Annotated in this window: 25 protein-coding genes and 1 pseudogene; 6 read left to right on the top strand and 20 right to left on the bottom strand. The window is 64.6% G+C overall.

What is annotated here, in order from left to right; all coding sequences use genetic code 11:
* Nucleotides 1-186 precede the first annotated feature (186 nt).
* On the top strand, nucleotides 187-798 hold the full coding sequence (locus FOZ74_RS15750; protein WP_146914239.1) for a lipocalin family protein: 612 nt from the start codon (nucleotides 187-189) through the stop codon (nucleotides 796-798).
* A 206-nt stretch (nucleotides 799-1,004) separates the two neighbouring features.
* Here the strand turns inward: FOZ74_RS15750 and FOZ74_RS15745 are convergent, their stop codons facing one another.
* Entirely contained in the window at nucleotides 1,005-1,796 is a 792-nt protein-coding gene (locus FOZ74_RS15745; protein WP_146913976.1) for an AraC family transcriptional regulator, read from the bottom strand.
* Between the two features lie 93 nt (nucleotides 1,797-1,889).
* Between FOZ74_RS15745 and FOZ74_RS15740 the strand changes: the two genes are divergently transcribed.
* Nucleotides 1,890-2,282: a nuclear transport factor 2 family protein gene (locus FOZ74_RS15740; RefSeq protein ID WP_146913975.1), complete on the top strand. Its 393-nt coding sequence runs from the start codon at nucleotides 1,890-1,892 to the stop codon at nucleotides 2,280-2,282.
* A 245-nt stretch (nucleotides 2,283-2,527) separates the two neighbouring features.
* On the opposite strand, the gene FOZ74_RS15735 is transcribed toward FOZ74_RS15740, so the two are convergent.
* On the bottom strand, nucleotides 2,528-3,322 hold the full coding sequence (locus tag FOZ74_RS15735; RefSeq protein ID WP_146913974.1) for an SDR family oxidoreductase: 795 nt from the start codon (nucleotides 3,320-3,322) through the stop codon (nucleotides 2,528-2,530).
* A 98-nt stretch (nucleotides 3,323-3,420) separates the two neighbouring features.
* Here FOZ74_RS15735 and FOZ74_RS15730 point away from each other — a divergent pair, with 98 nt between their 5' ends.
* The 4 genes and pseudogenes from FOZ74_RS15730 (at nucleotide 3,421) to FOZ74_RS15720 (ending at nucleotide 7,191) form a co-directional block, all read left to right on the top strand.
* Nucleotides 3,421-4,326 (top strand): AraC family transcriptional regulator, encoded by a 906-nt coding sequence (locus FOZ74_RS15730; RefSeq protein WP_146913973.1) that lies wholly within the window; start codon nucleotides 3,421-3,423, stop codon nucleotides 4,324-4,326.
* A pseudogene (locus tag FOZ74_RS16440) lies at nucleotides 4,287-4,659 on the top strand (integrase core domain-containing protein); the annotation flags it as partial. The gene FOZ74_RS15730 and the pseudogene FOZ74_RS16440, both read left to right, overlap by 40 nt.
* Nucleotides 4,660-5,042: 383 nt before the next feature.
* Nucleotides 5,043-5,921, top strand: coding sequence for a hypothetical protein (locus tag FOZ74_RS15725; protein ID WP_146913972.1), 879 nt, complete (start codon nucleotides 5,043-5,045; stop codon nucleotides 5,919-5,921).
* Nucleotides 5,922-6,375: 454 nt separating this feature from the next.
* Nucleotides 6,376-7,191 carry a TatD family hydrolase gene (locus tag FOZ74_RS15720; RefSeq protein ID WP_146913971.1) on the top strand — a complete coding sequence of 272 codons (816 nt, stop codon included), beginning with the start codon at nucleotides 6,376-6,378 and terminating at the stop codon, nucleotides 7,189-7,191.
* Between the two features lie 397 nt (nucleotides 7,192-7,588).
* Here the strand turns inward: FOZ74_RS15720 and FOZ74_RS15715 are convergent, their stop codons facing one another.
* The 18 genes from FOZ74_RS15715 to FOZ74_RS15630 form a co-directional block, all read right to left on the bottom strand.
* Complete coding sequence (locus tag FOZ74_RS15715) at nucleotides 7,589-7,840, bottom strand: DUF2274 domain-containing protein (RefSeq protein ID WP_146913970.1); 252 nt, start codon at nucleotides 7,838-7,840, stop codon at nucleotides 7,589-7,591.
* Complete coding sequence (locus tag FOZ74_RS15710; RefSeq protein WP_146913969.1) at nucleotides 7,837-9,108, bottom strand: TraB/TrbI/VirB10 family type IV secretion system protein; 1,272 nt, start codon at nucleotides 9,106-9,108, stop codon at nucleotides 7,837-7,839. Before FOZ74_RS15710 ends, FOZ74_RS15715 begins: the two co-directional genes overlap by 4 nt.
* 2 nt (nucleotides 9,109-9,110) lie before the next feature.
* Nucleotides 9,111-10,112, bottom strand: a complete 1,002-nt coding sequence (gene trbG, locus FOZ74_RS15705) for a P-type conjugative transfer protein TrbG (protein WP_146913968.1) — start codon at nucleotides 10,110-10,112, stop codon at nucleotides 9,111-9,113.
* Nucleotides 10,109-10,813, bottom strand: a complete 705-nt coding sequence (gene trbF / locus FOZ74_RS15700) for a conjugal transfer protein TrbF (RefSeq protein ID WP_146913967.1) — start codon at nucleotides 10,811-10,813, stop codon at nucleotides 10,109-10,111. Before trbF ends, trbG begins: the two co-directional genes overlap by 4 nt.
* Before the next feature lie 18 nt (nucleotides 10,814-10,831).
* Complete coding sequence (trbL, locus tag FOZ74_RS15695; RefSeq protein WP_146913966.1) at nucleotides 10,832-12,145, bottom strand: P-type conjugative transfer protein TrbL; 1,314 nt, start codon at nucleotides 12,143-12,145, stop codon at nucleotides 10,832-10,834.
* On the bottom strand, nucleotides 12,142-12,453 hold the full coding sequence (locus FOZ74_RS15690; protein ID WP_146913965.1) for an EexN family lipoprotein: 312 nt from the start codon (nucleotides 12,451-12,453) through the stop codon (nucleotides 12,142-12,144). The genes trbL and FOZ74_RS15690 overlap by 4 nt, the downstream gene beginning before the upstream one ends.
* A gap of 11 nt (nucleotides 12,454-12,464) precedes the next feature.
* The gene (trbJ, locus tag FOZ74_RS15685; RefSeq protein ID WP_146914238.1) at nucleotides 12,465-13,217 is read right to left on the bottom strand and encodes a P-type conjugative transfer protein TrbJ; all 753 of its coding nucleotides are present in this window, start codon (nucleotides 13,215-13,217) and stop codon (nucleotides 12,465-12,467) included.
* 14 nt (nucleotides 13,218-13,231) lie between these two features.
* Nucleotides 13,232-15,661: a conjugal transfer protein TrbE gene (trbE, locus tag FOZ74_RS15680; RefSeq protein ID WP_146913964.1), complete on the bottom strand. Its 2,430-nt coding sequence runs from the start codon at nucleotides 15,659-15,661 to the stop codon at nucleotides 13,232-13,234.
* A gap of 12 nt (nucleotides 15,662-15,673) precedes the next feature.
* Nucleotides 15,674-15,946, bottom strand: a complete 273-nt coding sequence (locus FOZ74_RS15675; RefSeq protein ID WP_146913963.1) for a VirB3 family type IV secretion system protein — start codon at nucleotides 15,944-15,946, stop codon at nucleotides 15,674-15,676.
* Nucleotides 15,943-16,326, bottom strand: a complete 384-nt coding sequence (locus FOZ74_RS15670; RefSeq protein WP_146913962.1) for a TrbC/VirB2 family type IV secretion system protein — start codon at nucleotides 16,324-16,326, stop codon at nucleotides 15,943-15,945. The genes FOZ74_RS15675 and FOZ74_RS15670 overlap by 4 nt, the downstream gene beginning before the upstream one ends.
* On the bottom strand, nucleotides 16,323-17,372 hold the full coding sequence (gene trbB / locus FOZ74_RS15665) for a P-type conjugative transfer ATPase TrbB (RefSeq protein ID WP_146913961.1): 1,050 nt from the start codon (nucleotides 17,370-17,372) through the stop codon (nucleotides 16,323-16,325). The genes FOZ74_RS15670 and trbB overlap by 4 nt, the downstream gene beginning before the upstream one ends.
* Nucleotides 17,369-17,812 (bottom strand): CopG family transcriptional regulator, encoded by a 444-nt coding sequence (locus FOZ74_RS15660; protein WP_024540087.1) that lies wholly within the window; start codon nucleotides 17,810-17,812, stop codon nucleotides 17,369-17,371. The genes trbB and FOZ74_RS15660 overlap by 4 nt, the downstream gene beginning before the upstream one ends.
* The gene (locus FOZ74_RS15655) at nucleotides 17,809-19,824 is read right to left on the bottom strand and encodes a conjugal transfer protein TraG (RefSeq protein ID WP_024540086.1); all 2,016 of its coding nucleotides are present in this window, start codon (nucleotides 19,822-19,824) and stop codon (nucleotides 17,809-17,811) included. The genes FOZ74_RS15660 and FOZ74_RS15655 overlap by 4 nt, the downstream gene beginning before the upstream one ends.
* Before the next feature lie 244 nt (nucleotides 19,825-20,068).
* The gene (locus FOZ74_RS15650) at nucleotides 20,069-20,296 is read right to left on the bottom strand and encodes an EexN family lipoprotein (RefSeq protein WP_024540085.1); all 228 of its coding nucleotides are present in this window, start codon (nucleotides 20,294-20,296) and stop codon (nucleotides 20,069-20,071) included.
* 13 nt (nucleotides 20,297-20,309) lie between these two features.
* Nucleotides 20,310-21,236: a LysR family transcriptional regulator gene (locus FOZ74_RS15645; RefSeq protein ID WP_024540084.1), complete on the bottom strand. Its 927-nt coding sequence runs from the start codon at nucleotides 21,234-21,236 to the stop codon at nucleotides 20,310-20,312.
* 560 nt (nucleotides 21,237-21,796) lie between these two features.
* Nucleotides 21,797-21,925 (bottom strand): cytochrome bd-I oxidase subunit CydX, encoded by a 129-nt coding sequence (cydX, locus tag FOZ74_RS15640; RefSeq protein ID WP_051384976.1) that lies wholly within the window; start codon nucleotides 21,923-21,925, stop codon nucleotides 21,797-21,799.
* A gap of 33 nt (nucleotides 21,926-21,958) precedes the next feature.
* Entirely contained in the window at nucleotides 21,959-23,113 is a 1,155-nt protein-coding gene (cydB, locus tag FOZ74_RS15635) for a cytochrome d ubiquinol oxidase subunit II (protein ID WP_024540082.1), read from the bottom strand.
* Nucleotides 23,114-23,132: 19 nt separating this feature from the next.
* On the bottom strand, nucleotides 23,133-24,719 hold the full coding sequence (locus FOZ74_RS15630) for a cytochrome ubiquinol oxidase subunit I (RefSeq protein ID WP_024540081.1): 1,587 nt from the start codon (nucleotides 24,717-24,719) through the stop codon (nucleotides 23,133-23,135).
* Nucleotides 24,720-24,727: the final 8 nt, after the last annotated feature.

Here is a 24,727-nt window from a genome sequence, read left to right as displayed (position 1 = left end):
GCGCAATGTATTGCGCCACCGCGACTTTGCCCGAGCGATCAATTCAGGCAGACTGCTTGAGCATGCTCCGCCCTGTACCAGAGTCCGCTTGCCCGTGTCGGCGCCATGCGGCAGGTGCCGGGCTTGCCGCGCCTGGCAGCGCAGTGGCGCCAAGCCCATTGAACCAACGGAGAATTTGCCATGCCGATGCCAACCCAAGCATTTCAACACGCGCCCGCTTCCGTGCCGCGCCCCATCTTCGCCCAGCCGCGGCGCCTGGCTCTGCTGGCGCTGCTGCTGGCGGGAGGTGCAGTGCTGCTGGCCGGCTGCGCCAGCACGCGCCCGCCGCCTGGCGTCACGGCAGTCACTCCGTTGGACGTGCAGCGCTACGCCGGCCGCTGGTATGAGCTGGCCCGCCTGGACCACCTCTTCGAGCGCGGCCTGACCGACGTCACGGCCCGTTACGCAGTGCAGCCGGACGGCAGCGTGCGCGTGGTCAACCGCGGCTATTCACCAGCGGCCGGCCGCTGGCGCCAGTCGGTAGGCAAGGCCGTGTTCACCGACGGGCCCGCCACGGGTTCGCTCAAGGTGTCGTTCTTCGGCCCCTTCTATGGCGGCTACCACGTCGTCGCTCTGGATCCCGATTACCGCTGGGCCCTGGTGCTGGGCCCGGATACCAGCTACTGCTGGATTTTGGCGCGCGAGACGCGGCTGCCTGCTGCGCAGCGCGAAGCCATCGTGGCGCGGGCGCAGGCGCTGGGCGTCGATACCTCGGCGCTGGTCTGGGTGCCGCACGAACGGGAGGACCCGGCGCACTGAGCGCTTGGCGACCCCTCGATCCAACAAGCCCAGCGAGGAAAGCGGCAAGCCCTCGCTTCGCTCGCAGGGCGGTCGCGGCCCTCACGTCGCTGGCGGCTCAGGAACTCGTCCTGCCGCCGCCGCGCCTTGGGCGAAATCGCTGCTTGTACCCTGCACCAGCCGCGCAAGTCCCTTCGCAGCTGGTCCCTTGCTTGCTTCCGGCCCGCTCACATCTGTGCAGACAGGGCGTGCGCATACCGCGCCGGCGTGACCCCGAAGACCCGGCGGAACAGGGCGATGAAGGCACTCACGTTGTCGTAGCCCAGATCAAGCGCGGTCGCGGTGACCGATCTGCCCGCTGCCAGCCATTGCAGCGCGCGCAGCAGGCGCACCCGCTGGCGCCATCCGCTGAAGCTGAAACCGGTCTCGGCGACGAAGCGACGGCTCAGCGTGCGCGGCGCAATGCCCGCCCAGCGCGCCCAATGGTCCAGACTGCGGCCATCGTCGGGGTGCTCCGACAGCGCCTGCGCGATCCTGAGCAGGCGCGCGTCCCGCGGCATGGACAAGCCCAGTTCCGCGCGGGGCCGGGTGCCGATCTCGTCCAGGATAACCGCCGCCAGGCGCAACTGCGCGGCGTCGAGCGCCGCCCCCTGCGGCCACGACACGGCCCGCGCAAGCGCTTCGCGCAGCAGCCCGGATACGCTCAGCACGCAGGGCTCACCCGGCAGGGGGCCGCAGGCCGATGTAGCGACGTACAGGCTCCAGCCCGAGAACGGGCCATGCGACTTCAAGCCATGCGCCACTCCGGGCGGAATCCAGACCGCATGGGTGGCGGGTACGACCCAGCGGCTGTTGCCCGCATCGACCGAGAGCAGTCCCTGCGTGGCACCGAACAACTGCCCGCGTGCATGGCGATGCCGGGGCGTGGCGCGCACTTCGCCGCTGCGCGCCACCACGCCGAGCACCGGCGGCCCGTTCGCAGCCGATGCCAGGTCGGGGGAAAGCAGCGGGAGGGACATGAATGGCGCAAACGAGGTATGCAATGTCTTTTATACCGTACTCCAGCCTCTGCCGCCTGCCTAAAGTACGGTGAAACTTCAGGAAGGAACACCATGCAAACACCCTCCATCCACCGGGTGCTGGACGATCTGCTCAACCAGGGGACGCTGCCGCTGGACGAGGTTCTGGATCGGCATTTCAGCCCGGCCTACCGCCAGCGTACGAACGGGCAATGGGACGACCGCCGGGCCTTCGCCCTGCATGCCCGCAAACTGCGCGAGGTGGTGGCTGTGGCGCGCATCGAGGTACTGGACGAACTGCGCGACGGCAGGCGCTACGCCGATCGCCACCGCGTGCACATCACCAAGCGCGACGGCGCCGAGCTGCTGCAAGAGGTTTATCTGTTCGCCGAGCTGGACGCGGACGGACGCTTCGCCCGCGTCCATGAAACCACGCTGATGCTTGAAGGAACAGAGTCCGACCGCGAGATCGGCAACATGAAATGACTCTGAGGCCGCGCGCCATGGGGCGCGATCGACGGTGGCTTCGCGGGGCAGCGGCCCATCATCCATCAGCGCCTGCGGACAGCGCAAGCAGTCGCGTCCGGTGACGACGAGGCGAGCGCCGCGGCGATCACCATGCCGGCCATCAGCCGCCCGCGCAAAGTGGAGTGCTTCGGCCGCGGCCACGAAGCATCGAAAGTGATGCAACGCCATGCCCGGCGAATCCTCGCGCCTTTATGTGCCGCGACTCAAACTTCAAGAGCCGTCTCGTCGGGCGCCGCCTGGCCAAGGGTCAATCCCGGGCCCAGAGCGGCCAAGGCCACTGCATCCGCGCCAGCAGGTAGACGGATCGGGCACGATGGGTCGTTCGCCGCGCGCCACACAGTCTCCACCACGTCCGACGCCTGGGTGAGGGGCTCAGACGACTGCGTCCATTCCGCAAAAACGTTCTGCGCCAATTCGGAATAGGCGTCGGGGATGGACCTCATCCTGGAGCGGGAGTTTTCACCGAAGCGGGTCTGTGGCGCTCGTCCCGGCAGCACCAGGCTCACACGCACGTTGAACTGCTGAAGTTCCAGCGCGAGCGACTCGGTGAATGCGTTGACCGCCGCCTTGCTGGCGGTGTACACGGAAAGCAAGGGCAGCGATTTCAACGTCACGGCCGATGTAACGTTGACGATGACGCCTGCCTTGCGTTGCCTGAACTGAGGCAGCAATGCCTGGGTCATCGCAATCGTGCCTAGCGCGTTCGTCTCGAAGATCTCACGCACCGTGTCCATCGGCGTGCCTTCAAGAGCATTCAGCGCGCCGATCCCCGCGTTGTTGACCAGAACATCGACCGGCCCGGCGGCTTCCACGGCCTGGCGAATACTCTCCTGGTCGGTGACGTCGAGAGCAAGCACGCGCAAATGCCCGAAGCGAGGAAGCAGATCTTCGCGTGGTGTACGCATCGTGGCGACAACTCTCCAGCCGCGATGAAGAAAGTACCTGGCGGTTTCAAGTCCGAAGCCAGACGAGCATCCGGTGATCAGGATGGTTTTCATGAAAGTTCAAGCGAGTGATTACGGTTCATGAACGATAGACTGGTACGGCCGGACTGGATACAACGGATAGTCCGGATTTTTATTCTTGGAGTCCATTCGTGATTGATCCGCTCGCCGAAGTGGTCACGATGCTTCAGCCCAGCGCTCCATTCTCCAAGGTCGTCAGTGGCGCCGGCGCCTGGCGCGTTCGTCGCACGGAGCCCGGCCGGACCTTCTACTGCGTGATTCTCCAGGGTGCGTGCCGTCTGCTGGCCAGCGGACACGAGCCGATCGTCCTTCAAGAGGGCGATTTCATTCTGATCCCTTCGGCGCACGGGTTCTCGATGTCGAGCCTTGAACCGCCGCCGGAACAAATTGACGCCTTGCCCGTCGCATTGCCCAATGGCGAATTCAGGCTGGGCGTCCCGAACGGGCCGCCCGAGGTCCGCTATCTTGTCGGCTACTGCGTCTTCGGCGCGCCGGACTCGGCCTTGCTGGTGTCGCTTCTTCCCAAGCTCGTCCTTGTCCGGGGCGAGAAACGGCTTGCAACCCTTGTGCAACTGGTGGGAGAAGAATGCAACGCACGTCGGCCCGCTCGCGATGTCGTCCTGGCACGCTTGCTGGAAGTACTCTTCGTCGAGGCTCTTCGCTCTGCGGCAGGGGCCACTGCATCATCAGGCCTCCTTCGGGGACTTGCCGACGAACGTCTCGCGGTCGCCATACGGCGGATGCACGAGACACCAGCCCAGTCATGGACGGTAGATCAGCTGGCGAAAGAGGCAGCACTCTCGCGCTCGGCGTTCTTCGAGCGATTCAGCCGCGTCATGGGGACGACCCCGATGAAGTACCAGTTGGCCTGGCGCATGGCGTTGGCCAGGAACCTGCTGAAGCGCGGTGAGTGCAGCATTGGCGAAGTCGCGCAGCGCATCGGCTACAGCTCGGTAAACACCTTCAGCGTCGCGTTCACCCGTCACGTCGGGCTACCACCGAGACGCTATGCACTGGAAAGCGTCGCGGCCCAGTGACCCACGAGCCCGACGGGCTGTGCGAGCAACTGGCAATCGAGCATCGCCTCACCAAACCGGAATGCCCAGGGCCAACGGCACGCTCGAGCGCTTCAACGGGCGCACTGCCGATGTTCTGAAGAGTCACCGCTTCAACAGCGTCCAAGACCAGGGGCGACGCTGATGCACCATGCGGACTTGTACAACCGCCAGCTGCCGCAGTCCGCGCTGTACAGCAAAACGCCTGAGCAGGCCATTGAGCAGTGGCATCGGAGCCATTCAGGTGTCTGGCTGTGCCCGTCGCGGGATCATTCCCACTCCATCATCAACAAGCGCCTGAACCCGCATGGTTAAAGGACTTGGCTGTGATCGACATGGGTCTTTACCGTCGCTTTTACCGTCAGAAACGCAGATCTTTTGCTGGCGCAGGAGATGGAGCGATTTGCGGGGAAGCGACTCTTTCGACTTCATTGTCAATCAGGGCCTAGGATACCGGAAAGGCCCTGAGTGAGGATCCGTGCCTCGCTGGCACTTCCAGCCAATTTTCTTGCCCGCCCCTGCACGATCGCCATCTTCTGTGCGATAGAATTTCTGCGTGCGTTCGTCGACGCCAGCTGCTCACCATGGCCCACCCGGTTCGCCGGGACGACGTGAAGACCTTCGACTGAGCTTCCCATGTTTCGCGGAGCGCGGCAGTGAGCACCGGGTGTATCTGCGGCAACATGAAGGAACGCACCATGGAACTCATCTCAACAACGGCGACCGCCGCCGAAAAACTCAAGCGTTTGGCCAAGACGCTTCGTAAAAGCACCCGTACATCGCTCGCCATTGCACTGGATGCTGTCGCCAAACAGCACGGCTACGAGCACTGGAAGCATGTGACGGTCTGCCTTGAACAGACAGCCAGCGCGAGTCGCAGCAAACCGCTTCCCGAGTCACTGAAGGACCTTCTAGATCGAGCGGCCATGCGCAGCCCCGCGTCGGCCGAATCACAGAAGGCCTTCGCCCAAGGCTTTGTCTTCGCCATGGACGTCAAGGACGCCGAAGAGCTTTCGCTGACATCCGAGTACGCGGAGTGCGACGATGGGTGGTACCTCGCCGCCAAAGATCTGTGGCGGGGGCTGGCCCACTACCGTGACGACGAGACGGGCACCACACTCTTCGAGACACAGCAGCCCGAAGAGTTGGCCAGCGCGGCACTGGACGACCTGCAGAACTACAGGCTCTTCCGACATTTGGGCACGGCCGTTCCGGCCTCGCTTGAGGAGGCCTACAAGCAAGCCAGCGAGCTCTCGTTTTTCCCACCTACCCACATCTGGCTTGGCGGAAAGTTCATCGACATCGGCGAGGTTCCCGAAATTCGGGTGGACGGACAGGTGGTGTTTTCCTCCTCGCCGGGTTTTGCCGTGCTGCCGTCAACCGACAAGCGCACCCGTTTTGAGAAGTTCGGCCATCTCCTGAATGCAGCGGAGCGGGAGTTGTTCGACAAGATAGCGGCGCAGGAGCAGGATTTCTGGCTGTTCCAATTGGAAAAGCAGACGCCGATCGGCCAAGCCCGCTACAAGCCGGTGCACAGCTCGGTCAGGTCCAGTTGGCAAGACGCCAAGAAAATCTAGCCCTGTGAAGAGTCCTCTGCGGCGCCCTCGCCTAGTCGATCGTCGAACCACCATTTGTCGATGGCTTGACGGTCCTACAGGTGCGAAACCCAACGGTCATCGAACAGCACATCGACGCTGAAGACCGGCTACGCGTCGTAGACGACCTCGTGGTCGAAGAATCGCCCTTGCGGCGCGTCGCAGTGGATACACCCGTTGGACAGCGAGGGTTGCCACGCTCTTCTTGGGTGGCAAATAAGAAAAACGCAGTGTCGCCGGCACTTTCCGTGTTCTCATGGGCGGAGTTCACGCCTCAAAGCGCCTTTCGTGAAGCCTGCCTTCTGCGGCCTGCGCGTCGGGTCGCTGGCAGCGTCTCTGCACTCCTGTTCGAGCAGACGGCCCGCGAGACATCACGGGCTGGCGCCTCTAGGATTGACCCAGCCGATCGTGTGCATCAATTCCGTACCATCGGCGCATGAGCACAGGATCAAAAATCGAACAAGCGCGACTGGTTGACATCGGCGTTAACTTCCACTCTGGGCAGTTGGTGTCGCTGACCGACCAACTGTTGGTGCGTGCACGGGCGGCAAACGTGACCCAGATTCTGGCGACAGGCACATCGGCGGCGTCCAGTCGTCTGGCCCTTGAGCTTGCGAGAGCCAATCCGGGCACTGTCTTCGCGACCGCGGGGGTGCACCCCCATGGCGCAAAGTCGTACGACCCAAGCACCGTCCGCGAGCTGACCGAACTCTGGAAATGCACGGAGGTCGTAGCTATTGGAGAGTGTGGCCTTGACTACAACCGCAACTTTTCGCCTCCCCAAGCGCAGCGCATTGCCTTCGAGCAGCAGCTGTCAGTGGCTGTCGAGAATCGCAAGCCGCTTTTTCTTCACTGCCGAGACGCCTTCACCGATTTCCACGACATGCTTACCCCTGTGATGGCCGCCGGAGCGCGCGGCGTCGTGCACTGTTTCACAGGTAATCGCGCGGAAGCGGAAGCCTTTCTCACGATGGGACTCGACATTGGCATCACGGGTTGGGTCACAGACCTCCAACGCGGCCAGGCGCTTCGCGCAGCCCTGCCAGCCATTCCGCTGGATCGACTGCACCTTGAAACGGATGCTCCTTATCTGTTCCCCAAGAACGCCGGAACGCGTCGGGGGCACAACGAGCCGGCTAATCTTCCCTGGGTCGCGGAAAGCGTGGCAGAGCTCTTGGGTTGCAACGTCGACGAGCTCATTCACGCCTGCAGTTCCAATAGCCGACGGATGTTCTGCCTTCCAGGCAATTGACAGGGTTTCGCCCCCTCTGGTCTGCACGCAGTACATGCTCGGCGCGTCGCAGGCACACTTTCAGTGTAAGCAGGCCTGGGTCATAAGCGAATCTCCTAGGGATGCTCTTCACGAATCACCGCGCCGCGTGCATCTGCGGGCTCGGGCGGTCTGCGGCGTCGCAAATCCTCGCAATAGCTCCGACTATTGCTGCGGTTTGCGCCTTGCAGCCCATCCCGATCCGCAGCGCACACTTACCGCTCGATTCGTGAAGAGCATCCCTAGCAAGCTGGTCCAACACCGAATCAGAACCGTGCCTCGGTGCCACTGCTGGCTGTTTCTTCCCTGAGTTCCTCAAGGCTCTCCATCAATCCAGGTATCGGTGCCCTGCAGATGTATGGCCCACTTCGTCGAGAGATCAACCTGGTTTCGCAAGAGTGCTACCCCCCTTGTCCGGCCCCCGTCTCCTGAATCCCCTGTCTCCCGCCATGAACGCCTCCAGCATGTATGGGATCAGCGTAGCCGCATCGACCGGTTCGCCGTAGGTTTGCGCGTGCAGCGCCGCGTAGCGGTCGAGGTCGGCCTTCAAGTGGGCCGGACACGCGAAGGCCAGCTTCGTGGATTCCAGTTTCGGCAGCGGCCCGAGCCGCAGCTTCTTGCCCGTGCTCATCGAATTGTCCCCCTCTGGAAGAACATCGGCTGATACGGTCGCAGCACCAGGTCGCGGTTGACGATGATCCGCACCGGCAGGCCCGGCCGCTCGGTCAAGGTCGGCTGGATGTTCATGTTGCGCCGGGTCATCTCCTGGCCGACCTGATTGATGCTGTCCTGGGCGCTGTCGCGCCCCGCGATCACGATGCGGTTGCCGTCCTGCCGGTTCTCCGGCGCGGCCAGTTCGGCACCCACGCCCAGCAGCGTCGTCAGCGCCGCGCCGGCGACGATCCGGCCCCAGTGGTAGTCCACGCCGTCTTCGAGGCCGGAGTAGCCGGCCGGGTCGGTGCCCACCAGGTTGTCGATGGTCAGCGAAGACGTGTCCGGCAGGATGATCCGGTTCCAGACCACTTGAACCCGGCTCTGCCCGTAGCTGACCTGGCTGTTGTATTTGCCGAGGATGCGCGATCCCTGCGGGATCAGCAGGAACTTACCCGTGGCCGAGTCATAGACCGGCTCCGTCACCGTGGCGATCACGTCGCCCGGCAAGTCCGACTTGATGCCCGTGACGAGCGCCCCGGCGATCACTGTTCCGGCCATGACCTGATACGGCGAGGCCGGCATTTGCAGATTGCCGGAATTGCGGGTTTCGGTAGAACCGCCTTTCAAGAACGCCTCCTTCTGGTCTTGCCGGTTCTGCGTGGCGGTCGGATCGGCAGGCTGGGCCGCCGTCGAGGCAGGCCCCGCCGCCAGCGGGTCGAAGCCCGCCAAGGCGCTACCCGGCGCAGCCGCAGCGGCTTGGGCTGTGGCAGGCGCTACGACCTTGCCCTGCTGGCCCGAGCGAAAGAACACCGCCGAAGCCGCCGCCGCTTCGGCCTCCTTGCGCAAGGCATCCGCCGGGTCATGGCCAGGCGGCGCATAGGTGGGTGTGACTGGCTGCTGCGAGGCCACGATGGCCGGGCCAAGGTCGCCCGGTAGCGGCGGCCCCAGCTCGGGCACCTTCTGCGGCAGCTTCGAGTAGTCCGATGGCAGGCCGTCCAGCCCTTCGGACTTCGATACGCGATCGACGTTGTAAAGCTCGGTCTGCTCGCCCGCACCGCGTCGATGCGGCTGGAGCGACCAGATGGCGGCCCCGAGTACGGCGACCGACAGGCCGCCCATGAGCATCGCCAGCGTGCGCCGGTTCAGGCGCGTGACCGGGCGCGGCTGCGCGCGCAGCGCCACCGCCTCGGGCGCGACCTTGCCCGCCTGCGGCGCAGCACGGTCGGGGGTGTCGTCCTGGCTCATGGTCAGTTCCTCCGCGTGCCCACTGCCGCCCCGTCATTGCGCTCGATCCGCACCACGTCGCCCTTGTCGCCGCCCAAGCGCAGTTCCGCCGCGCCAAAGAGGCGATCCACGATGTAGTACGACGCACGGAAGCGGTAATTCACCAGTTGCCCGTCGCCCTGCGCACCGATCACGAACAGCGGCGGCAGCTCGCCTTGCGCGATGCCAGCGGGGAACTGGATATAGACCTTCTCGCCGTCATCGAAGGCGCGCAGCGGCTTCCACGGCGGATTGCTGCCGGTGACGGCGTAGCGGAAGCGGATCTTCTCCAGCGACAAGCCGGTATCGACCGGCGCGGCGGCGCTGGCCGCCTGCGCCTGGCGCTGCAAAGCCAGCATCCTGTCCTTCGGGTACTCCCAGGAAACCGAGGCCATCCACGTTTTGTCGGTCGAGGTCAGCTCCAGCAGGTAAGTGCGCCGACTGGTGGTGATGACCAGATTGGTCTTGAGGCCCGAGCGGATGGGTTTGACCATCACATTGACGCGCAGCGCCTCACCGCTGCCGCTCGATGTGTCGCCCACGATCCAGCGCACGGTATCGCCCGCAGCCACCGTCACCAGTTCCTCGCCGGGCTGGAGCGCGATCACGGTCACGCGGCCCACGGCCGCATAGACCTGGTACAGCGCGCCATCGGTGAAGGGCCACACTTGAATTGCATTGACGTAGCCCTCGCGCGTAGGCGCGATGCGCGCCTCGGCATTGGCGCGAGACACGCGCACGGTTTCGTCGGCCGGTTCCGGCGCGGGCTTGGCGTCCTCGGCGTCGGGCAATGGCTTCAACTGCGCCGGCAGCGCCAGCGGCTCGGGCACCTTGACCACTTCCACCGGCGCGGGCGGCTCCGGCAGCGGCTGGGCCTGCACCGGCTCATCGAGCGAGATGGCCGGCGGCGGCTTGCCCTGTGTGGCGCAGCCCGCCAAGGCAACGAGCATCAACGGCAAAGCGTAAAAGCGGAAAGACAAGTTCATGGTTTTGCTCCTTCGGAAGAATCCAGCTCACGGCTCCACGACAGGCCGTTGACGTAGATGCCCAGGGGGTTCTTGCGCAGGCGCTGCTCGGTGCGCGGGGTCTGCTGCACGATGGAAATCACGGCGTTCCAGCGTTCAGTGCCCGCCGCGGCGCCGTTGACGAAGCGCCGTTCCGTCCAGCGCACGTTGAAAGACGTGTCGCTGGCGCGCACGACGCTGGTGATCTGCACCGTCACCGACTCCTTGCCGATGCGCGCAAACGGGTCGTTGACCCGCGCGTAGTCGTTGAGCACCACGGCGCCCTTGTCGGTCGTGTAGTCGTAGGCGTCGAGCCAGTTCTGGCGCACGACGATGGGGTCGATGGACAGCGAGCGCACCAGCTCGATAAAGCGGCCCAGGTGGTAGGCCACTTGTGCATCGCTGGGCCGGTACGGCGTGGCGGCTTCGCCGACCGCGCGTACCTGGCCCGCGTTGTCCACCTCCACAACGTAGGGCGTCACGATGGACTGCGCCGAGCGCCACACCAGGCCGCCAGCCATCAGCAGCGCCAGCGCGAGGCAGCCGAAAGCCATCAAGCGCCAGTTCTTCGCCTGCACGCGGGACGTGCCGATGCGCTCGTCCCACACCTGCGCGGCGGATTGATAAGGGGTCGCAGGCTGCGGTGTGTCGGCATAGCGCACCTGCGGGCGTTTGAATCGCATGGGTGTTCTCCTTGAAGATCAGGAATCGGAATCGCGCAGGCTCGGCCCTTGGCCGGAAGCGCCACCGTCGCCACCGCGCAGCGTGTGGGCGGCGGTTGTGGCGGCATGGGTGAGTTGTTGACGTCGGTGCAGGCGCTTGGCCCAGGCCGGTTGCTCCTGCGGTGCGGACGGCGGCGCGTCGCCGCTGGCTGCACCACCACCTGCTGCGGGCGCATCTGCGCTGAACGCAGCGGCAGCGCGATCACGGATCGAGCGCGCGCCTTGCGCCACCTTCTGTCCGGCCGCCTGTGCGCCGGTCTTGGCGACATTGCCCACGCCAGCGGCGGCGCCCTTGAGGCCGCCACCAGCAGAATCGGAGCCGGCCTGGAACGCCGACTTCGCGCTCCCGGCCAGCTTGGCGGCAGCCGGAGCCATGCGCGCGCCGGCCGCGACAGCGCCACCGACGCCCGTGGCCGCCGCACCCACGGCAACGGCGGTACCAGCCGCGCCCAGCGCGGCGCCGGCCATCGCGCCCGCGCCGAGCTGCGGGCCGCCGGACACCAGCCCGGTCGCAATGCCCGGCCCGAAGATGCCCAGCGCCAGCAGGGTCAGAGACGCCAGCATGATGACCACCGCATGGTCGATCGACGGCTCGGCCGGATGTATCTGGAACTCGGCGAACAGCCCCGAGCCGATGCCCACGATGACGGCCAGCACCAGTACCTTGATGCCCGAGGACACCACGTTGCCCAAGACCTTTTCTGCAAGGAACGCGGTCTTGTTCCAGAGGGCGAACGGCACCAGCACGAAGCCCGCGAGCGTGGTCAGCTTGAACTCGATCAGCGTGATGAAAAGCTGCACCGCCAGCACGAAGAAGCACAGGATGACGATCAGCCACGCGAGGAACATCACGACGATGGGCGTGATGTTGATGAACACCTCGGGGAATCCCGCCAGTTCGCGGATCTGATCGAGGATCGGCATCCCGGCGTCGATGCCGACCTTGGCCAGCCTGCCCGGTTGCAGGAAGTTCTCCATGCTCAAGGTCGAGCCGCTGGCCGTCAGGCCCAAACCCGCGAACGAGCGAAACACGATGCCGGCCAGCCAGTTGAAGTTGCCGATGATGTAGGCGAAGGCACCGACGTAGAGCACCTTGCGGATCAGCTTGGTGATCACGTCATCGCCCTGGCCGGTGGCATGACTCATCGCCCAGAACAGCCCGGCGATCGTCATGTCGATGACGATCAGCGTGGCGGTCAGAAACGCCACCTCGCCATGCAGCAGCCCGAAACCCGAGTCGATGTAGCGCGAGAACACATCGAGGAAGCGGTCGATGACCGAAACGTCGTTCATGGCGTGTCCTCCCAACCAGACACGGCCACGGCTTCGGTGCTATCGGCCGGCTCATCGAAGCTGGGCGGGATTGGTGGCAGGTCGGCGAGCGTCTGGTACTCGCCGGGGCCGGCCTTGCCCGAGAGAAAGCGGCGCAGGTCGGCTTGGGCCACCTGTGCGCAGAATGCGCCGTCGTGCTCGCCGGCGCGGCATTGCGCGCGCAGCGCGTGCAGCTGTGACGGGTCGGCGGCCAGCGCATCCACCGAAGGCGGCCGGTCGCAGCCGGCCAGCAGGGACGCGAGAGCGAACAGAACGGGCGCGTTCTTCATGGCCGCACCCGTCAATGGTTGTAGAAGTTGACGGGCTGCGGCGTGTACGGCGTGCCGTTGCCCAGGAAGCGCCGCGTCACTTCGCGCCCGCGCTCGGTGGCTGCGGCTTGCCGCGCCAGCTCCAGTGCGGTGGCCCGGTCTTGTGTGATCTGGAGCCGCTGCGACTGAATCGACTGCTTGGCCTGCAAGGCAAGCAACTGGTTCATGGCCTGCATCGCCTGCAAGGCACCCACGGCCGACTGGCTCTGGCCCACCAAGTCGGTGAGTGCGCCCTCGTCGTCGTTCAGGTTACCGGACGCCTGCGCCTGCATCCGCATGGCAGTCTGCAGGCCATTGAGCGTGTTCTTCCAGCGCTCCTGGGCATCCCGGTACATCTGGTCGCCACTCGCTGTGGCGGCGTACTGCTCTGGGTACAGGCGGGCAAACTCCCGATCCAGATTCGTCACGTCGTAGGCCAAGCCTTTGGCCTCGGCGATCAGCCGCTCAGTCGTCGCCAGGTTGGCGCGCAACTGGCCGACCACGCTTGAAGGCAGGCTCGCCAGGTTGCGCGCCTGGTTGATGAGCATCTGCGCCTCGTTTTGGAGCTGCTTGATCTGGTTGTTGATCTGCTCCAGCGCACGAACTGCGGCCAGCGCGTTCTCCACGTGGTTCGTCGGGTCGTACACGATGCGCCCGCCGCCCAGGCCGAACAAAGCGTGAGCGGGCATGGAAGCACTGAACGCGAGCATTGCGGCCGCAGCCAGCGCAACGCTCCGGTGCTTGATGGAAGAACGAAGGGTCATGGTGAGTTCTCCTGAGATTGAGAAGGAAACGTTGACAACAGGTCGGCGGCCCAATCGAGGCCTCGGTGGCGTAGCCACGCGCCCGCGAAGCTGACCGCACCGGCATTCCGCAGCGCTTGATCGATCTCCTGCTGGTCCTGAGGGGTGGACGCGCCCGCAAACGCCAGCGTCGCCGGCCCCAGGTCGAGGTCGAACAGGCGGTTGCCGAGGCGGGATTGGTAGTAGTAGTCGCGCTTCGGAACTGCCGTGGCGACGATTTCGATCTGGCGGTTGTTGAGGCCGAAGCCCTGATAGATCGTCTTGATCTGCGGCTCGGTCGCCTGCGGGTTTGGCAGGAAGATGCGGCTCGCACAGCTTTCGACGATCGCTGGCGCGATGCTCGAATCCTTGATGTCCGCGAGCGACTGCGTGGCGAAGATGACCGACACGTTTTTCTTGCGCAGCGTCTTGAGCCATTGGCGGATGCGCGCGGCAAACACTGGATCATCGAGAAACAACCAGGCTTCATCGATAATCAGCAGTGTGGGCGCGCCGTCGAACCGTTCGTCGAAGCGCGCGAACAGATAGCCCAGCACGGCAAGCACCGCTGCCTTGCTGTGCATCAGTTCTTCCATCTCGAAGCACTGCACGTCCGCCATGCCCAGCCGGTCATGGTCGGCGTCCAACAGCTTGCCGTGCGTGCCGCCCAGCACATACGGCGCGAGCGCCTGACGCAGTGCGTTCGATTGCAGCAGCACCGACAAGCCTGTCATCGTGCGCTGCTCCACCGGCGCACCGGCGAGGCTGCCGAGCGCCGACCAGATGGCGGCTTTCTCGTCCGGGCCGATCGCCACGCCTTCGTGCAGCAAGCGGCCTTCGATCCATCCGGCCGCCCAGGTGCGGTAGCCTTCGCGGTCGATGCGGGCCAGGGGCTGGAAGGCGATTTCGCCATCCGTGCCCAGGTCGTAGTGCTCGCCGCCCAGCCCGAGGATCGTGGCGCGCATGGAACGCCCCATGTCGAACGCGAAGATGCGCGAGCCGCGGTAGCGGCGGAACTGCATCACCAGCGTGGCGAGCAAGACCGACTTGCCCATGCCGGTCGGGCCGGCGACCAGCGTGTGGCCCACGTCGCCGATGTGCGTCACCAGCCGGAACGGCGTCGCGCCATCGGTGCGCGTGACAATCAGCGGAGGGCCGCCCAGGTGCTCGTTCCTCTCCGGCCCGGCCCAGACCGCCGATACCGGCATCATGTGCGTCAGGTTCAGCGTAGAAACGATGGGCTGGCGCACGTTGGCGTAGGCGTTGCCGGGGAGCGAGGACAGCCACGCATCCACGGCGTTGAGCGTTTCGGGGATGGTGACGAACCCGCGCCCCTGGATGACGCGCTCCACCATGCGCAGCTTCTCGTCGGCTGCGCCGGCGTCCTCGTCCATGACGGTGACGGTCGCCGTCAGGTATCCGAAGGCGACTTGATCGCTGCCCAGCTCCTGCAAGGCGGCATCGGCGTCGGCAGCTTTGTTGCTGGCGTCGGTATCGACCAGCGGGCTTTCCTGCTGGAAGATCGTTTCGCGCAGCAGCGCGATGACGTTCTTGCGCTTGGCGAACCACTGGCGGCGCAGACGCCCCAATTCCCGCTGCGCCTCGGATTTGTCGAGGCACAGAAAGCGCGTACTCCAGCGATGCGCAAATCCCAGGCGGTTGAGGTCGTCCAGAATGCCCGGCCAGGTCGAGGTCGGAAAGCCCCGCACCGACACCACGCGCAGGTGCTGGTCGCCCAGCATGGGCGCCAGGCCACCGACCAACGGCGAGTCGGTCAGCAGCGCGTCGATGTAGAACGGCACTTCGGGCACGCCCACGCGGTAGCGCCGCGTCGAGATGGTCGAGTGCAGATAGGTCAGGGTCTGCGCGTCATCGAGCCAGGCGATTTCCGGCATGACGCCATCGAGCAGGTCAAAGACCCGATCCGTTTCCGCGACGAAGGCTTGCAGCCTCTCGCGCCAGTCCACGCCATTCATCGGCGTGTTCTCGTAGAGCATCTTGGCGGCACGGGCGCGCGATTCCTCCGGCGGCAGGTACACCAGCGTCAGGTGATAGCCGCTCTCGAAATGGTTGCCCGATTCCTCGAACGCCGCGCGGCGTTCCTCGTCCACCAGCCACGACAGCGGCTCGGGAAACCCGGAGCGCGGATAGCCGGCGGCGGCGCAGCGCTCTGCCTCGATGAACAGCGCCCAGCCCGAACCCAGCCGGCGTAGCGCGTTGTTCAAGCGCGCCGATGTGGCGATCAGCTCGCCTTGCGTGGCGCTGTCGAGGTCAGGCCCGCGAAACCGGGCCGTGCGCTGGAAACTGCCGTCCTTGTTCAAGACGACACCCGGCGCGACCAGCCCGGCCCAGGGCAGCCAGTCGGCGAGCAGCGCCGGACGCTGGCGATATTCGGCAAGGTTCAGCATTTCGGCATCCCCCTACACGTCCAGCAGCGGGCGGTGTTTGATGTGCCGGGCGAACACGGCCATGAACTGCGGATCGACGCGCGCACCCCAAACCGCCAGCGAATGGCCGACGATCCAAAGCACCGCGCCTGGAATCCAGAGTTGCATTCCCAGCCCGACAGCAGCAGCCAACGTGCCATTGGCAATCGCCACGGTGCGCGGTGCGCCGCCCAGCAAGATCGGCTCGGTGAGCGAGCGATGCAAAGGCACCTCGAACCCGGCCGCGAAGCTGTCCAGGGCGCTCATACGACAGCCCCGCCGGAGAAGCTGAAGAACGACAGGAAGAACGAGGACGCGGCGAAGGCGATGGTCAGCCCGAACACGATCTGAATCAGCTTTCGGAAGCCTCCCGACGTATCACCAAAGGCCAGCGCAAGGCCCGTGGCAATGATGATGATGACGGCCACGATGCGTGCCACCGGCCCTTGGATCGACTCCAAGATCGACTGCAACGGCCCTTCCCAGGGCATCGAGGAACCGGCGGCCTGCGCGGTTCCGGCCAGGAACAGCAGCAGCGCCGCCAGCATCAGCCCTTGCGCCGCAGGGCGGGCCAGGGTGCGCAGCCGCGAAAGGCGCAAAGCCGGATTTGCAGAAACACGGAAAGCAGGAACGATCATCTGCGTCATGGCAGTTCTCCAAGTTGGTCAGGGGACGGGGAAATCGCCGCAGCGGGTGCGGCTTCGGGAAATGGCGGCAGCTCGGGAAACGGCGTCTCCAGCGCGTCCGCCAGTTGGTAGCCCACGCCGTCGAAGCCGACGACGCGGGCGATGCTCTCGATGCGGCGCTTGCGCCCGCGCCCGGCGATGTGGATCACCACGTCCACGGCCTCGGCGATCAGCGCACGGGGCGGGTTCACCGCCACTTCGAGAATCAATTGCTCCATGCGCAGCAGCGCGCCCAGCGCAGAGCCGGCGTGGATCGTGGCGATGCCGCCGGGGTGCCCGGTGCCCCACACCTTGATGAGATCCAGCGCCTCGGGGCCGCGCACCTCGCCGACGACGACGCGATCCGGCCGCAGGCGCATAGATGAGCGCACCAGCTCGGTCATGGACACCACGCCGGAGCGCGTGCGCAGCGGAACGTGGTCGCGGGCCGCGCATTGCAGCTCCACCGTGTCTTCGAGCACCAGCACGCGGTCGCCGGTGGCGGCGATTTCGGCGAGCAAGGCATTGGCGAGCGTGGTCTTGCCGCTGCTGGTGGCTCCGGCGATCAGGATGTTCTTGCGCTCGCGCACGGCGCGAACGAGAAAACCTGCCTGGGCGGCAGTCATCATCCGGTCGATGACGTACCGCTCCAGCGGAATCACGCCAATGGCGCGCTTGCGCAGCGCAAAAGCCGGCCCCGGCGCGGCGGGCGGCAGGATGCCCTCGAAGCGTTCGCCGGTTTCGGGCAACTCGGCCGACAGCAGCGGCTGGCCGCGATGCACCTCCGCGCCGACGTGGGCCGCGACCAGACGGATGATTCGCTCGCCATCGGCTTCGGGCAGCTTCACGCCCATCGGTGCGCGGCCCGACGACAAGCGATCCACCCACAGGGTGCGGTCGGGGTTGAGCATAATTTCCACCACGTCCGGGTCTTCCAGCGCGGCGGCGATTAGCGGCCCCATTGCCGTGCGCAGCATCTGGATGCGCCGGTCGAGCGAGGCCGCGTTTGCGGACTGCGGCGCGTTCATGACCTACGCTCCTGCGCTTCGTCCAGGCGCACCGGATCAGGATGGAGTTCTTCCACCACGTCGCGCACCAGGCTGCGTCCGCGCATCAGGTGGCGGCCAAGCTGCTCGGTGAACTGCTCGAAGCGCGCCTTGCCCTGCGCACGGGCCGCGTCTTGGTGCGCTTCGGGAACCGGCGTGCTGACGGTCAGGTAGTAGCGGATGAACAGCGCCAGCGTCTCGATGGCGATGTTCTGGTCGCGCTCCATGCGCTCGGCCTGGCGCGACAGCCGATCAAGGCGCTTGGCGATGGCTGCCTCGCGCTGGTCGGCGGCATCGGGCGACAGCCACGATGCGAGCGCCGCCGCAACGATGGACGACTTGGAGACGCCTTTCTTGGCGGCCAGTTCATCGAGCCGCTGGGCGTGCTCGGGCTGAATAAAGAGGTTCAGGCGGTAGCTCATAGCTCGATTCCGTCGTTGGGGTTCAGCGAAGCCAGCCGGGCCGTGCGCTGCATGGCCGGATCAAGCTGGCGAGGAAGGGGAAGCGGCAGATCGTCGTCGTCATCGAGCAGGCCGAGGTCGGCAGGGGGCACGGCCAGTTCGGGGTCGTAGGCGACGGTTTCGGAGAGTTCGGGCTGACGGCGCGGGCCGCCGTCGTCAGTGCTGGCCGGGAAGCCTTCGGCTTCTCCGGCGACAGGCGGAGTCGGCACGGCAGGAATCGCCAGCCCGCTCCAGTCGTCGGGGCGCAGCGGCGGCGCGTCGGCGTATTGGCTGTCCGCCAACACGGGCGGCGACAGCACGCGCCGCTTGAAATTGGCGTCCGCGTAGTAGCGCAGCTTCTTTGCCCGGATCGGCGCCACGCTGGACACCATCACCACGGCCTCGTCGGACGGAAGCTGCATGACTTCGCCGGGCGTCAGCAGCGGGCGGGCCGTCTCCTGTCGCGACACCATGAGGTGGCCCAGCCACGGCGCGAGCCGGTGGCCCGCGTAGTTGCGCTGTGCGCGCAACTCGGTCGCGGTGCCCAACGTCTCGGAAATGCGCTTGGCGGTGCGCTCGTCGTTCGTGGCGAATGTCACGCGCACATGGCAGTTGTCGAGAATGGAGTGGTTCTGCCCATACGCCTTGTCGATCTGGTTGAGCGACTGCGCAATGAGAAAGCTGCGGATGCCGTAGCCCGCCATGAAGGCCAAAGCCGTCTCGAAGAAGTCGAGCCGACCCAGGGCCGGAAACTCATCGAGCATCAGCAGCAGCTTGTGGCGACGCTCGATGCCGTCGCTGCCGTCGAGCGATTCGGTGAGCCGCCGCCCGATCTGGTTGAGGATCAACCGGATCAAGGGCTTTGTGCGGCTAATGTCCGAAGGCGGCACCACCAGGTACAGCGATACGGGGTGCTCGGTGGATATGAGGTCGGCGATGCGCCAGTCGCAGCGCGAGGTGACTTCGGCCACCGTGGGATCGCGGTACAGGCCGAGGAACGACATGGCAGTGCTCAACACGCCGGAACGCTCGTTGTCCGACTTGTTGAGCACTTCACGCGCAGCGGATGCCACTACCGGATGCGGGCCAACACCTTCCCCATTCGCCAGGTGCGGCGTGGTCATCATCCGATGCAAGGTCAGCTCGAACGGGCTGGCCGGGTCGCTGAGGAAATTGGCGACGCCGCGTAGCGTCTTGTCTTCGCCCGCATAGAGCACATGCAGGATGGCGCCGACCAGCAGCGCGTGCGAGGTCTTCTCCCAATGGTTGCGCTTCTCCAGCGCGCCTTCGGGATCGACCAGAATGTCCGCGATGTTCTGCACGTCGCGCACTTCATGGTCGCCCTTGCGGACTTCGAGTAGCGGGTTGTAGGCCGCTGATTTGGCATCCGTGGGGTTGAACAGCAAGCAGTGCGAGAAGCGCGAGCGCCAGCCGGCGGTGATCTGCCAGTTCTCGCCCTTGATGTCGTGGATGACGGCGGACGCGGGCCAGGAAAGCAGCGTCGGCACCACCAGGCCGACGCCCTTGCCCGAGCGCGTGGGTGCGAACGTCAGGACATGCTCTGGCCCTTCATGGCGCAGGTACTGGCGGTCGTGCTGGCCGAGAAATACACCGGCTGGCTGCGTCAGGCTCGCCTTGCGAATGTCCTGCGCGTTCGCCCAGCGGGCCGAGCCGTAGGTCGTGACCAGGCGCGATTGACGCGAGCGCCATATCGACATGCCGATAGCGACCACCACGGCCAGCAGGCCGCTGCCAGCGGCGATAGCGCCGCCCCTATCGAAAACATCGGAAGCGTAGGCATCAAAGAAAAACCACCACTCGAACAGCTTCCACGGGTGGTAGATCGGCGTGCCAAGAAAATCGAACCAGGGCGAGCCAAGGCGTAGTTGATAGCCAAGGGCCGCTGCTGTCCATTGTGTGGCGCTCCACACTCCGGCGATCACGATGCCGAACACCACGGCAATCTGACCGAACAGCACGTTCGTCCCTTGCATGACCTGGCCTCCGATTTCTCCTGCGCTGATTCCTCATGGAAAGCGCGGCACAAGGACGTGCCGCAGGCGTCAGGATCGTTGCCGGATCAGTACCAGTCAAAGGCCGTTATGGCGGGGTTTGAGGTCAAAAAAGCCGGAGTTCTTGCTGTGAAGAAGCTAATAAAAATGCCACATACGCGAGCGCGTTGTGGCGTATTGAGGTAACAGCGAGAGCTTCGTCGCTGTGAACCGGCCGCGAAGGGCGCTACTTAGATTTTTTCTCGGGTCGATCACCGAAGAAACGGCGGTTCGCAGCTTCGGCAGCGCGTCGGCAGAGTTCGTCGCCGACCTTTGCGCGGTCTTCCTTGCACAGTCGTTGAATCTCCTTGATGCGCTTCGGATTCGCCACCAGAAAGTCCACAGTTTCCGAAGGTTGCGAAGGGCTACATGCCGTCAGCGTGGCGGCAAGCGTCAACAGCAACACCTTGTTCATGGCGTCTGTCCTTTCATCGGATAGTGCGGGAATACATGGCGGCGCTCTGGGCATCGGCCGAGTTAATGTTGGCCACTCGTCCGATGAACCGGGTCAGCATTTCGGAAAGCTCCGCGTCACGACGCAGCAAATAGGTCGTGAGCATCGGCGGCTTACCCGCCAAAGGCCGCGCAACCACGCCCGGCTCCCGGCTACAAGCAATGTGCGCCGCGCCCGCCAAACCCAAGGCCAGTCCGGCGGAAACCAAGGTCATCATGAGGTCAAAAGTGGCGACGTGCTGAACAATCAGCGGCTCCTGTTCATGCCTGCGCAGAATGCGATCGACTTGGCGCGCATGGCCTTCGCACACTGCAGGATCGCCAAGTACCAGCGGATAGTGCAGCACCTCCTCCAGCGGAACCTGCTTGTAGGCAAGCACGGGATGACGTGCAGGCACCGCTGCCATCAATTCGTCCTCCCAAGCGGGAGTGACCACGATGCCAGCGCCCACGTCATCGGTCATCGAAAAGCCAGCGTCGTACAGATCGTCATGCAGGCCCTTGATCTGCTGGGCTAAAGGCACCTCGAACAGACGAATTTCCACCTCTGGGTCTTCTTCTCGGCACTGTGCCAGCAGCGCCGGCAAGCGTGATGGCGTGACGCCGTCGGACAAAGCAATGCGCAGTTGCCCGTGATAACCGTTGGCAGCGGATTTGACGCTATCGCGCGCTTGCTCCAGCGCCATAAAAACGCGCGGCACGTGCTCCAAGAGCAACCGGCCCGCGCGGGTCAATTGCGTGCTGCGGGTAGTGCGAAAGAAAAGGCGTGCACCAAGGTCCTCCTCAAGCTCCTTGATGGTGCGAGACAGAGGCGACTGGTCTATGTGCAGCCGCTCGGCGGCACGCGCGAAGTGAAGCTCTTCCGCGACAGCGATGAAACATCGAAGGTGGCGCAACTCCACTTATTTTCTTCCTATTCATATCGTTCAACAACGCAGGTCTGATGCCCTTCCGGGTACATCGCTAAGCGATGCATGTGCGTCATGCATGCCACCGACGACAGGTGGTGTTACGCGTTCCGACGAGCGTTGCGCCAGCCCTGCTGCCATGCCGGCCACCAGGAGCCCTCACTCAGCGGCGTCTCGGCACACCACTGCTACGGATCGACGTAGCGTTCGCCGGCGGCGCGGGTGGCGATCTAGAAGCTGCGCCGGGCATGCTCCGGTTCGCTGACCACTCCAGCGTTGCACCCGCCACTGGTGAGCACGAAGGTCAGTTCCGGATCGCTGACCTTGTACACGGACAGACAGGGGGCGGCGTGGTCTCGTACCGTACCGCTGATGAACCTGGACACCCCGATGTCGGCCAGTGCCGCCGGCCTGCCGCCTACGCGGGAGCGCCCCTCTGCCAAATCGTTGCACATGTACAGGCGCCGCAGATACCGGCAGAACGACACTGCGGTAGGCATCGGCAGTGTTTGCCGCACCTGTCGCGGTCGCCGTGATGGAGCGTGCAACCGGGTTCAGGACTCGTTGAGATCGAGGCGGTCGCGGCGGACCGCCGCGTCATCCATCAACTCATACCACATCGCATTGAGAACGGCGAAGGCGGCTGCCAGCGGCAAGCCGAGAATCCAGGCGAAATACCACATGGTCAATCTCCTATGAATGAAAGCGTGCACGGGTCAGTACGCATGGCCTTTACCATCCCGAATGGCCTCGGAGTCGACTTTGCCGCGCAAGACCGAGAACACCCAGCTGGTATAGGCCAGGATTAGAGGCATAAAGATGACCGTCGAAACGAGCATGATGAACAGCGTGAGGTGGCTCGATGAGGAATCCCACACGGTCAGGCTAACCGACGGATTGACCGATGACGGCAGGATGAAAGGAAACATGGAGACGCCCACGCTAGCGATGATCCCCGCGATACCCACGCCTCCAGTAAGCAGAGCTGCCGCCGGACGACGCACCGCCAAGCAGATCGCAGCGGCCATGGAGCCCGCCAAACCCAATGCCGGCACCACCCAAAGCGCGTTTTCGGAGGCATAGTTGGCAAACCAGGCGCCGCTTTGCATCACAGCGGTCTTGACAAGAGGATTCGAAGCGCCACCGCGCACAATCTCGCTCGTGATCGCGTACCCCGACACGAAGTTGGCCAGAACGACCCCCGCCACTGCGTACAGCACCACGGTCAGCAGCGCCGCCACGATGCCAAAACGGCGCGCGCGCTCGGCTACGTGGCCTTCAGTCTTGAGTTGTAGCCAGGCGGCGCCATGCATGACCAGCATGGTGACAGAGACGAGACCGCACAGCAGGGCAAAAGGATTGAGCAACCCGAAGAATGTTCCGTCATAGAAAATCTGCATGTCGTGTTCAATGCGAAAGGGAACGCCCTGCAACACATTGCCCATTGCCACACCAAAGATCAGCGCTGGTACGAACCCACCCACGAACTGAGCCCAATCCCAGCGACTGCGCCAAGCTGGATCTTCCCGCTTGCTGCGGAACTTGAATGCCACGGGCCGCAAAATGAGTGCGAACAGGATGGCGAACATCGCTAGATAAAAGCCGGAGAACGACACTGCATAGAGTTGCGGCCAAGCCGCGAAGATGGCTCCACCGCCGAGAATCAGCCAGACTTGGTTACCCTCCCAGACCGGCCCGATGGTGTTGATAACGGTGCGGCGTTCGCTGTCGTTGCGCGCGACGAAAGGCAGCAGCGTGCCCGCGCCGAGGTCAAAGCCATCGGTAAGCGCGAATCCGATCAGCAACACTCCCAACAGTGCCCACCAGATCAGGCGCAACACGTCATATGAGATGAGTTCGTGGAGGATCATGCTATTTCTCCTTACGGTATTACTGTGCAGGTGCCAGGCCAGCCGAACCGGCGGGCTGGCCTTCGATGTAGGTGGGCGCATGGGTGTCGGGCCCCTTGCGGATTGCCTTGAGCATGAGCTTCATCTCGATGATGAGCAGGACGGTGTAGATCACCACGAAGCCGGCGATTGTCAGCAGCACGGTAGAGGCGCCGAGGTTAGACACTGCTACCGCCGTTGGCAAAACGCCCTCGATGGCCCATGGCTGACGTCCCACCTCGGCCACGATCCAGCCGAACTCGGCGGCAATCCAAGGCAAGGGGATCGACCACACGGCGACCTTGAGCAACCATGGGTGCGCATCCAGCCGACGTCGAGCCGAAAGCCAGAAGAAGACGCCGGTCAGCAAAATGAAGAAGAAACCCAGGCCGACCATGACACGGAACGTCCAAAATAGTGGCGCCACCTGCGGCACGGTATCCCAGGCTGCCTTGGCGATTTGCTCAGGCGTGGCCTGGCGGGGGTCGTCGACGTAGCGCTTCAGCAGAAGTGCGTAGCCCAGCAGTTGTCCGTGCTCCTCGAATGCAGCCTGCGCCTGGTCAGGCACGCTCGCGCCCCCCGTTGCGGCACGGATCTGCTGCAGGGCGTCATAGGCCAGGATGCCATCGCGGATGTGCACCTCGGCGCGCGCAACCAGATCGTCAATGCCAGGAATTTGCGTCGTCAGCGAGCGCGTGCCGATCAGTCCCATGGCCCACGGGATGTGGACTGCAAAGTGGGTTTCCCGTGCGGCTTGGTCGGGAAATCCAAAAGCGGTGAACGCGGCAGGTGCGGGCTCGGTCTTCCACATCGCCTCGATGGCGGCGAGTTTCATTTTTTGGTGCTCGGTGGAGAGGTAGCCGCTCTCGTCGCCCAGCACCACGACCGACAGCGCCGAAGCCAGGCCGAAGCAGGCGGCCACCGTCATCGAGCGCTTGGCCAGCTGGACGTGGCGACCCTTGAGCACGTACCAGGCTGCGATGCCGAGCACGAAGATGGCCGCCGTCACGTAGCCGGCCGAGGCGGTGTGCACGAACTTGGCCTGCGCCACCGGGTTGGTGAGCACGGCGAAAAAGTCCGTCATCTCCATGCGCATGGTCTGCGGATTGAATTGGGCGCCCACGGGGTTCTGCATCCAGCCATTGGCAATCAGGATCCACAGCGCCGAGAAGTTCGAGCCCAGCGCCACGCACCAGGTGACGATCAAGTGCTTCACCTTGGAGAGGCGATCCCAGCCGAAGAAGAACAGGCCGACAAAGGTGGCTTCCAGGAAGAAGGCCATGAGCCCCTCCAAGGCGAGCGGCGCGCCGAAGATGTCGCCGACGTAGTGGCTGTAGTAGCTCCAGTTCATGCCGAACTGAAACTCCATCACGATCCCGGTGGCCACGCCCATGGCGAAGTTAATGCCGAAGAGCACACCCCAGAACTTGGTCATGTCGCGCCAGATGGTTCGGCCCGTCATCACGTAGACCGTCTCCATGATGGCGATCAGGATCGACAGGCCTAGCGTCAATGGAACGAATAGAAAGTGGTAGAGCACCGTGATCGCGAACTGCAATCGCGACAGGCTGACGATGTCAAAGTCCATGGTGGGTT

The sequence above is a fragment of the Comamonas flocculans genome, from assembly GCF_007954405.1.
In the GTDB taxonomy this organism is placed as follows: domain Bacteria; phylum Pseudomonadota; class Gammaproteobacteria; order Burkholderiales; family Burkholderiaceae_C; genus Comamonas_C; species Comamonas_C flocculans.
Note: the sequence above shows the minus strand (reverse complement) of the source record. Positions and strands in the feature narration are given on the sequence as shown.

Bases quoted from the DNA above. Each gene is read 5' to 3' on its own strand.
- FOZ74_RS15750 (WP_146914239.1), top strand. From the start codon at position 187: ATGCCAACCCAAGCATTTCAACACGCGCCCGCTTCCGTGCCGCGCCCC.
- FOZ74_RS15745 (WP_146913976.1), bottom strand. From the start codon at position 1,796: ATGTCCCTCCCGCTGCTTTCCCCCGACCTGGCATCGGCTGCGAACGGG.
- FOZ74_RS15740 (WP_146913975.1), top strand. From the start codon at position 1,890: ATGCAAACACCCTCCATCCACCGGGTGCTGGACGATCTGCTCAACCAG.
- FOZ74_RS15735 (WP_146913974.1), bottom strand. From the start codon at position 3,322: ATGAAAACCATCCTGATCACCGGATGCTCGTCTGGCTTCGGACTTGAA.
- FOZ74_RS15725 (WP_146913972.1), top strand. From the start codon at position 5,043: ATGGAACTCATCTCAACAACGGCGACCGCCGCCGAAAAACTCAAGCGT.
- FOZ74_RS15720 (WP_146913971.1), top strand. From the start codon at position 6,376: ATGAGCACAGGATCAAAAATCGAACAAGCGCGACTGGTTGACATCGGC.
- FOZ74_RS15715 (WP_146913970.1), bottom strand. From the start codon at position 7,840: ATGAGCACGGGCAAGAAGCTGCGGCTCGGGCCGCTGCCGAAACTGGAA.
- FOZ74_RS15710 (WP_146913969.1), bottom strand. From the start codon at position 9,108: ATGAGCCAGGACGACACCCCCGACCGTGCTGCGCCGCAGGCGGGCAAG.
- trbG (WP_146913968.1), bottom strand. From the start codon at position 10,112: ATGAACTTGTCTTTCCGCTTTTACGCTTTGCCGTTGATGCTCGTTGCC.
- trbF (WP_146913967.1), bottom strand. From the start codon at position 10,813: ATGCGATTCAAACGCCCGCAGGTGCGCTATGCCGACACACCGCAGCCT.
- trbL (WP_146913966.1), bottom strand. From the start codon at position 12,145: ATGAACGACGTTTCGGTCATCGACCGCTTCCTCGATGTGTTCTCGCGC.
- FOZ74_RS15690 (WP_146913965.1), bottom strand. From the start codon at position 12,453: ATGAAGAACGCGCCCGTTCTGTTCGCTCTCGCGTCCCTGCTGGCCGGC.
- trbE (WP_146913964.1), bottom strand. From the start codon at position 15,661: ATGCTGAACCTTGCCGAATATCGCCAGCGTCCGGCGCTGCTCGCCGAC.
- FOZ74_RS15675 (WP_146913963.1), bottom strand. From the start codon at position 15,946: ATGAGCGCCCTGGACAGCTTCGCGGCCGGGTTCGAGGTGCCTTTGCAT.
- FOZ74_RS15670 (WP_146913962.1), bottom strand. From the start codon at position 16,326: ATGACGCAGATGATCGTTCCTGCTTTCCGTGTTTCTGCAAATCCGGCT.
- trbB (WP_146913961.1), bottom strand. From the start codon at position 17,372: ATGAACGCGCCGCAGTCCGCAAACGCGGCCTCGCTCGACCGGCGCATC.
- FOZ74_RS15660 (WP_024540087.1), bottom strand. From the start codon at position 17,812: ATGAGCTACCGCCTGAACCTCTTTATTCAGCCCGAGCACGCCCAGCGG.
- FOZ74_RS15655 (WP_024540086.1), bottom strand. From the start codon at position 19,824: ATGCAAGGGACGAACGTGCTGTTCGGTCAGATTGCCGTGGTGTTCGGC.
- FOZ74_RS15650 (WP_024540085.1), bottom strand. From the start codon at position 20,296: ATGAACAAGGTGTTGCTGTTGACGCTTGCCGCCACGCTGACGGCATGT.
- cydX (WP_051384976.1), bottom strand. From the start codon at position 21,925: ATGTGGTATTTCGCCTGGATTCTCGGCTTGCCGCTGGCAGCCGCCTTC.
- cydB (WP_024540082.1), bottom strand. From the start codon at position 23,113: ATGATCCTCCACGAACTCATCTCATATGACGTGTTGCGCCTGATCTGG.
- FOZ74_RS15630 (WP_024540081.1), bottom strand. From the start codon at position 24,719: ATGGACTTTGACATCGTCAGCCTGTCGCGATTGCAGTTCGCGATCACG.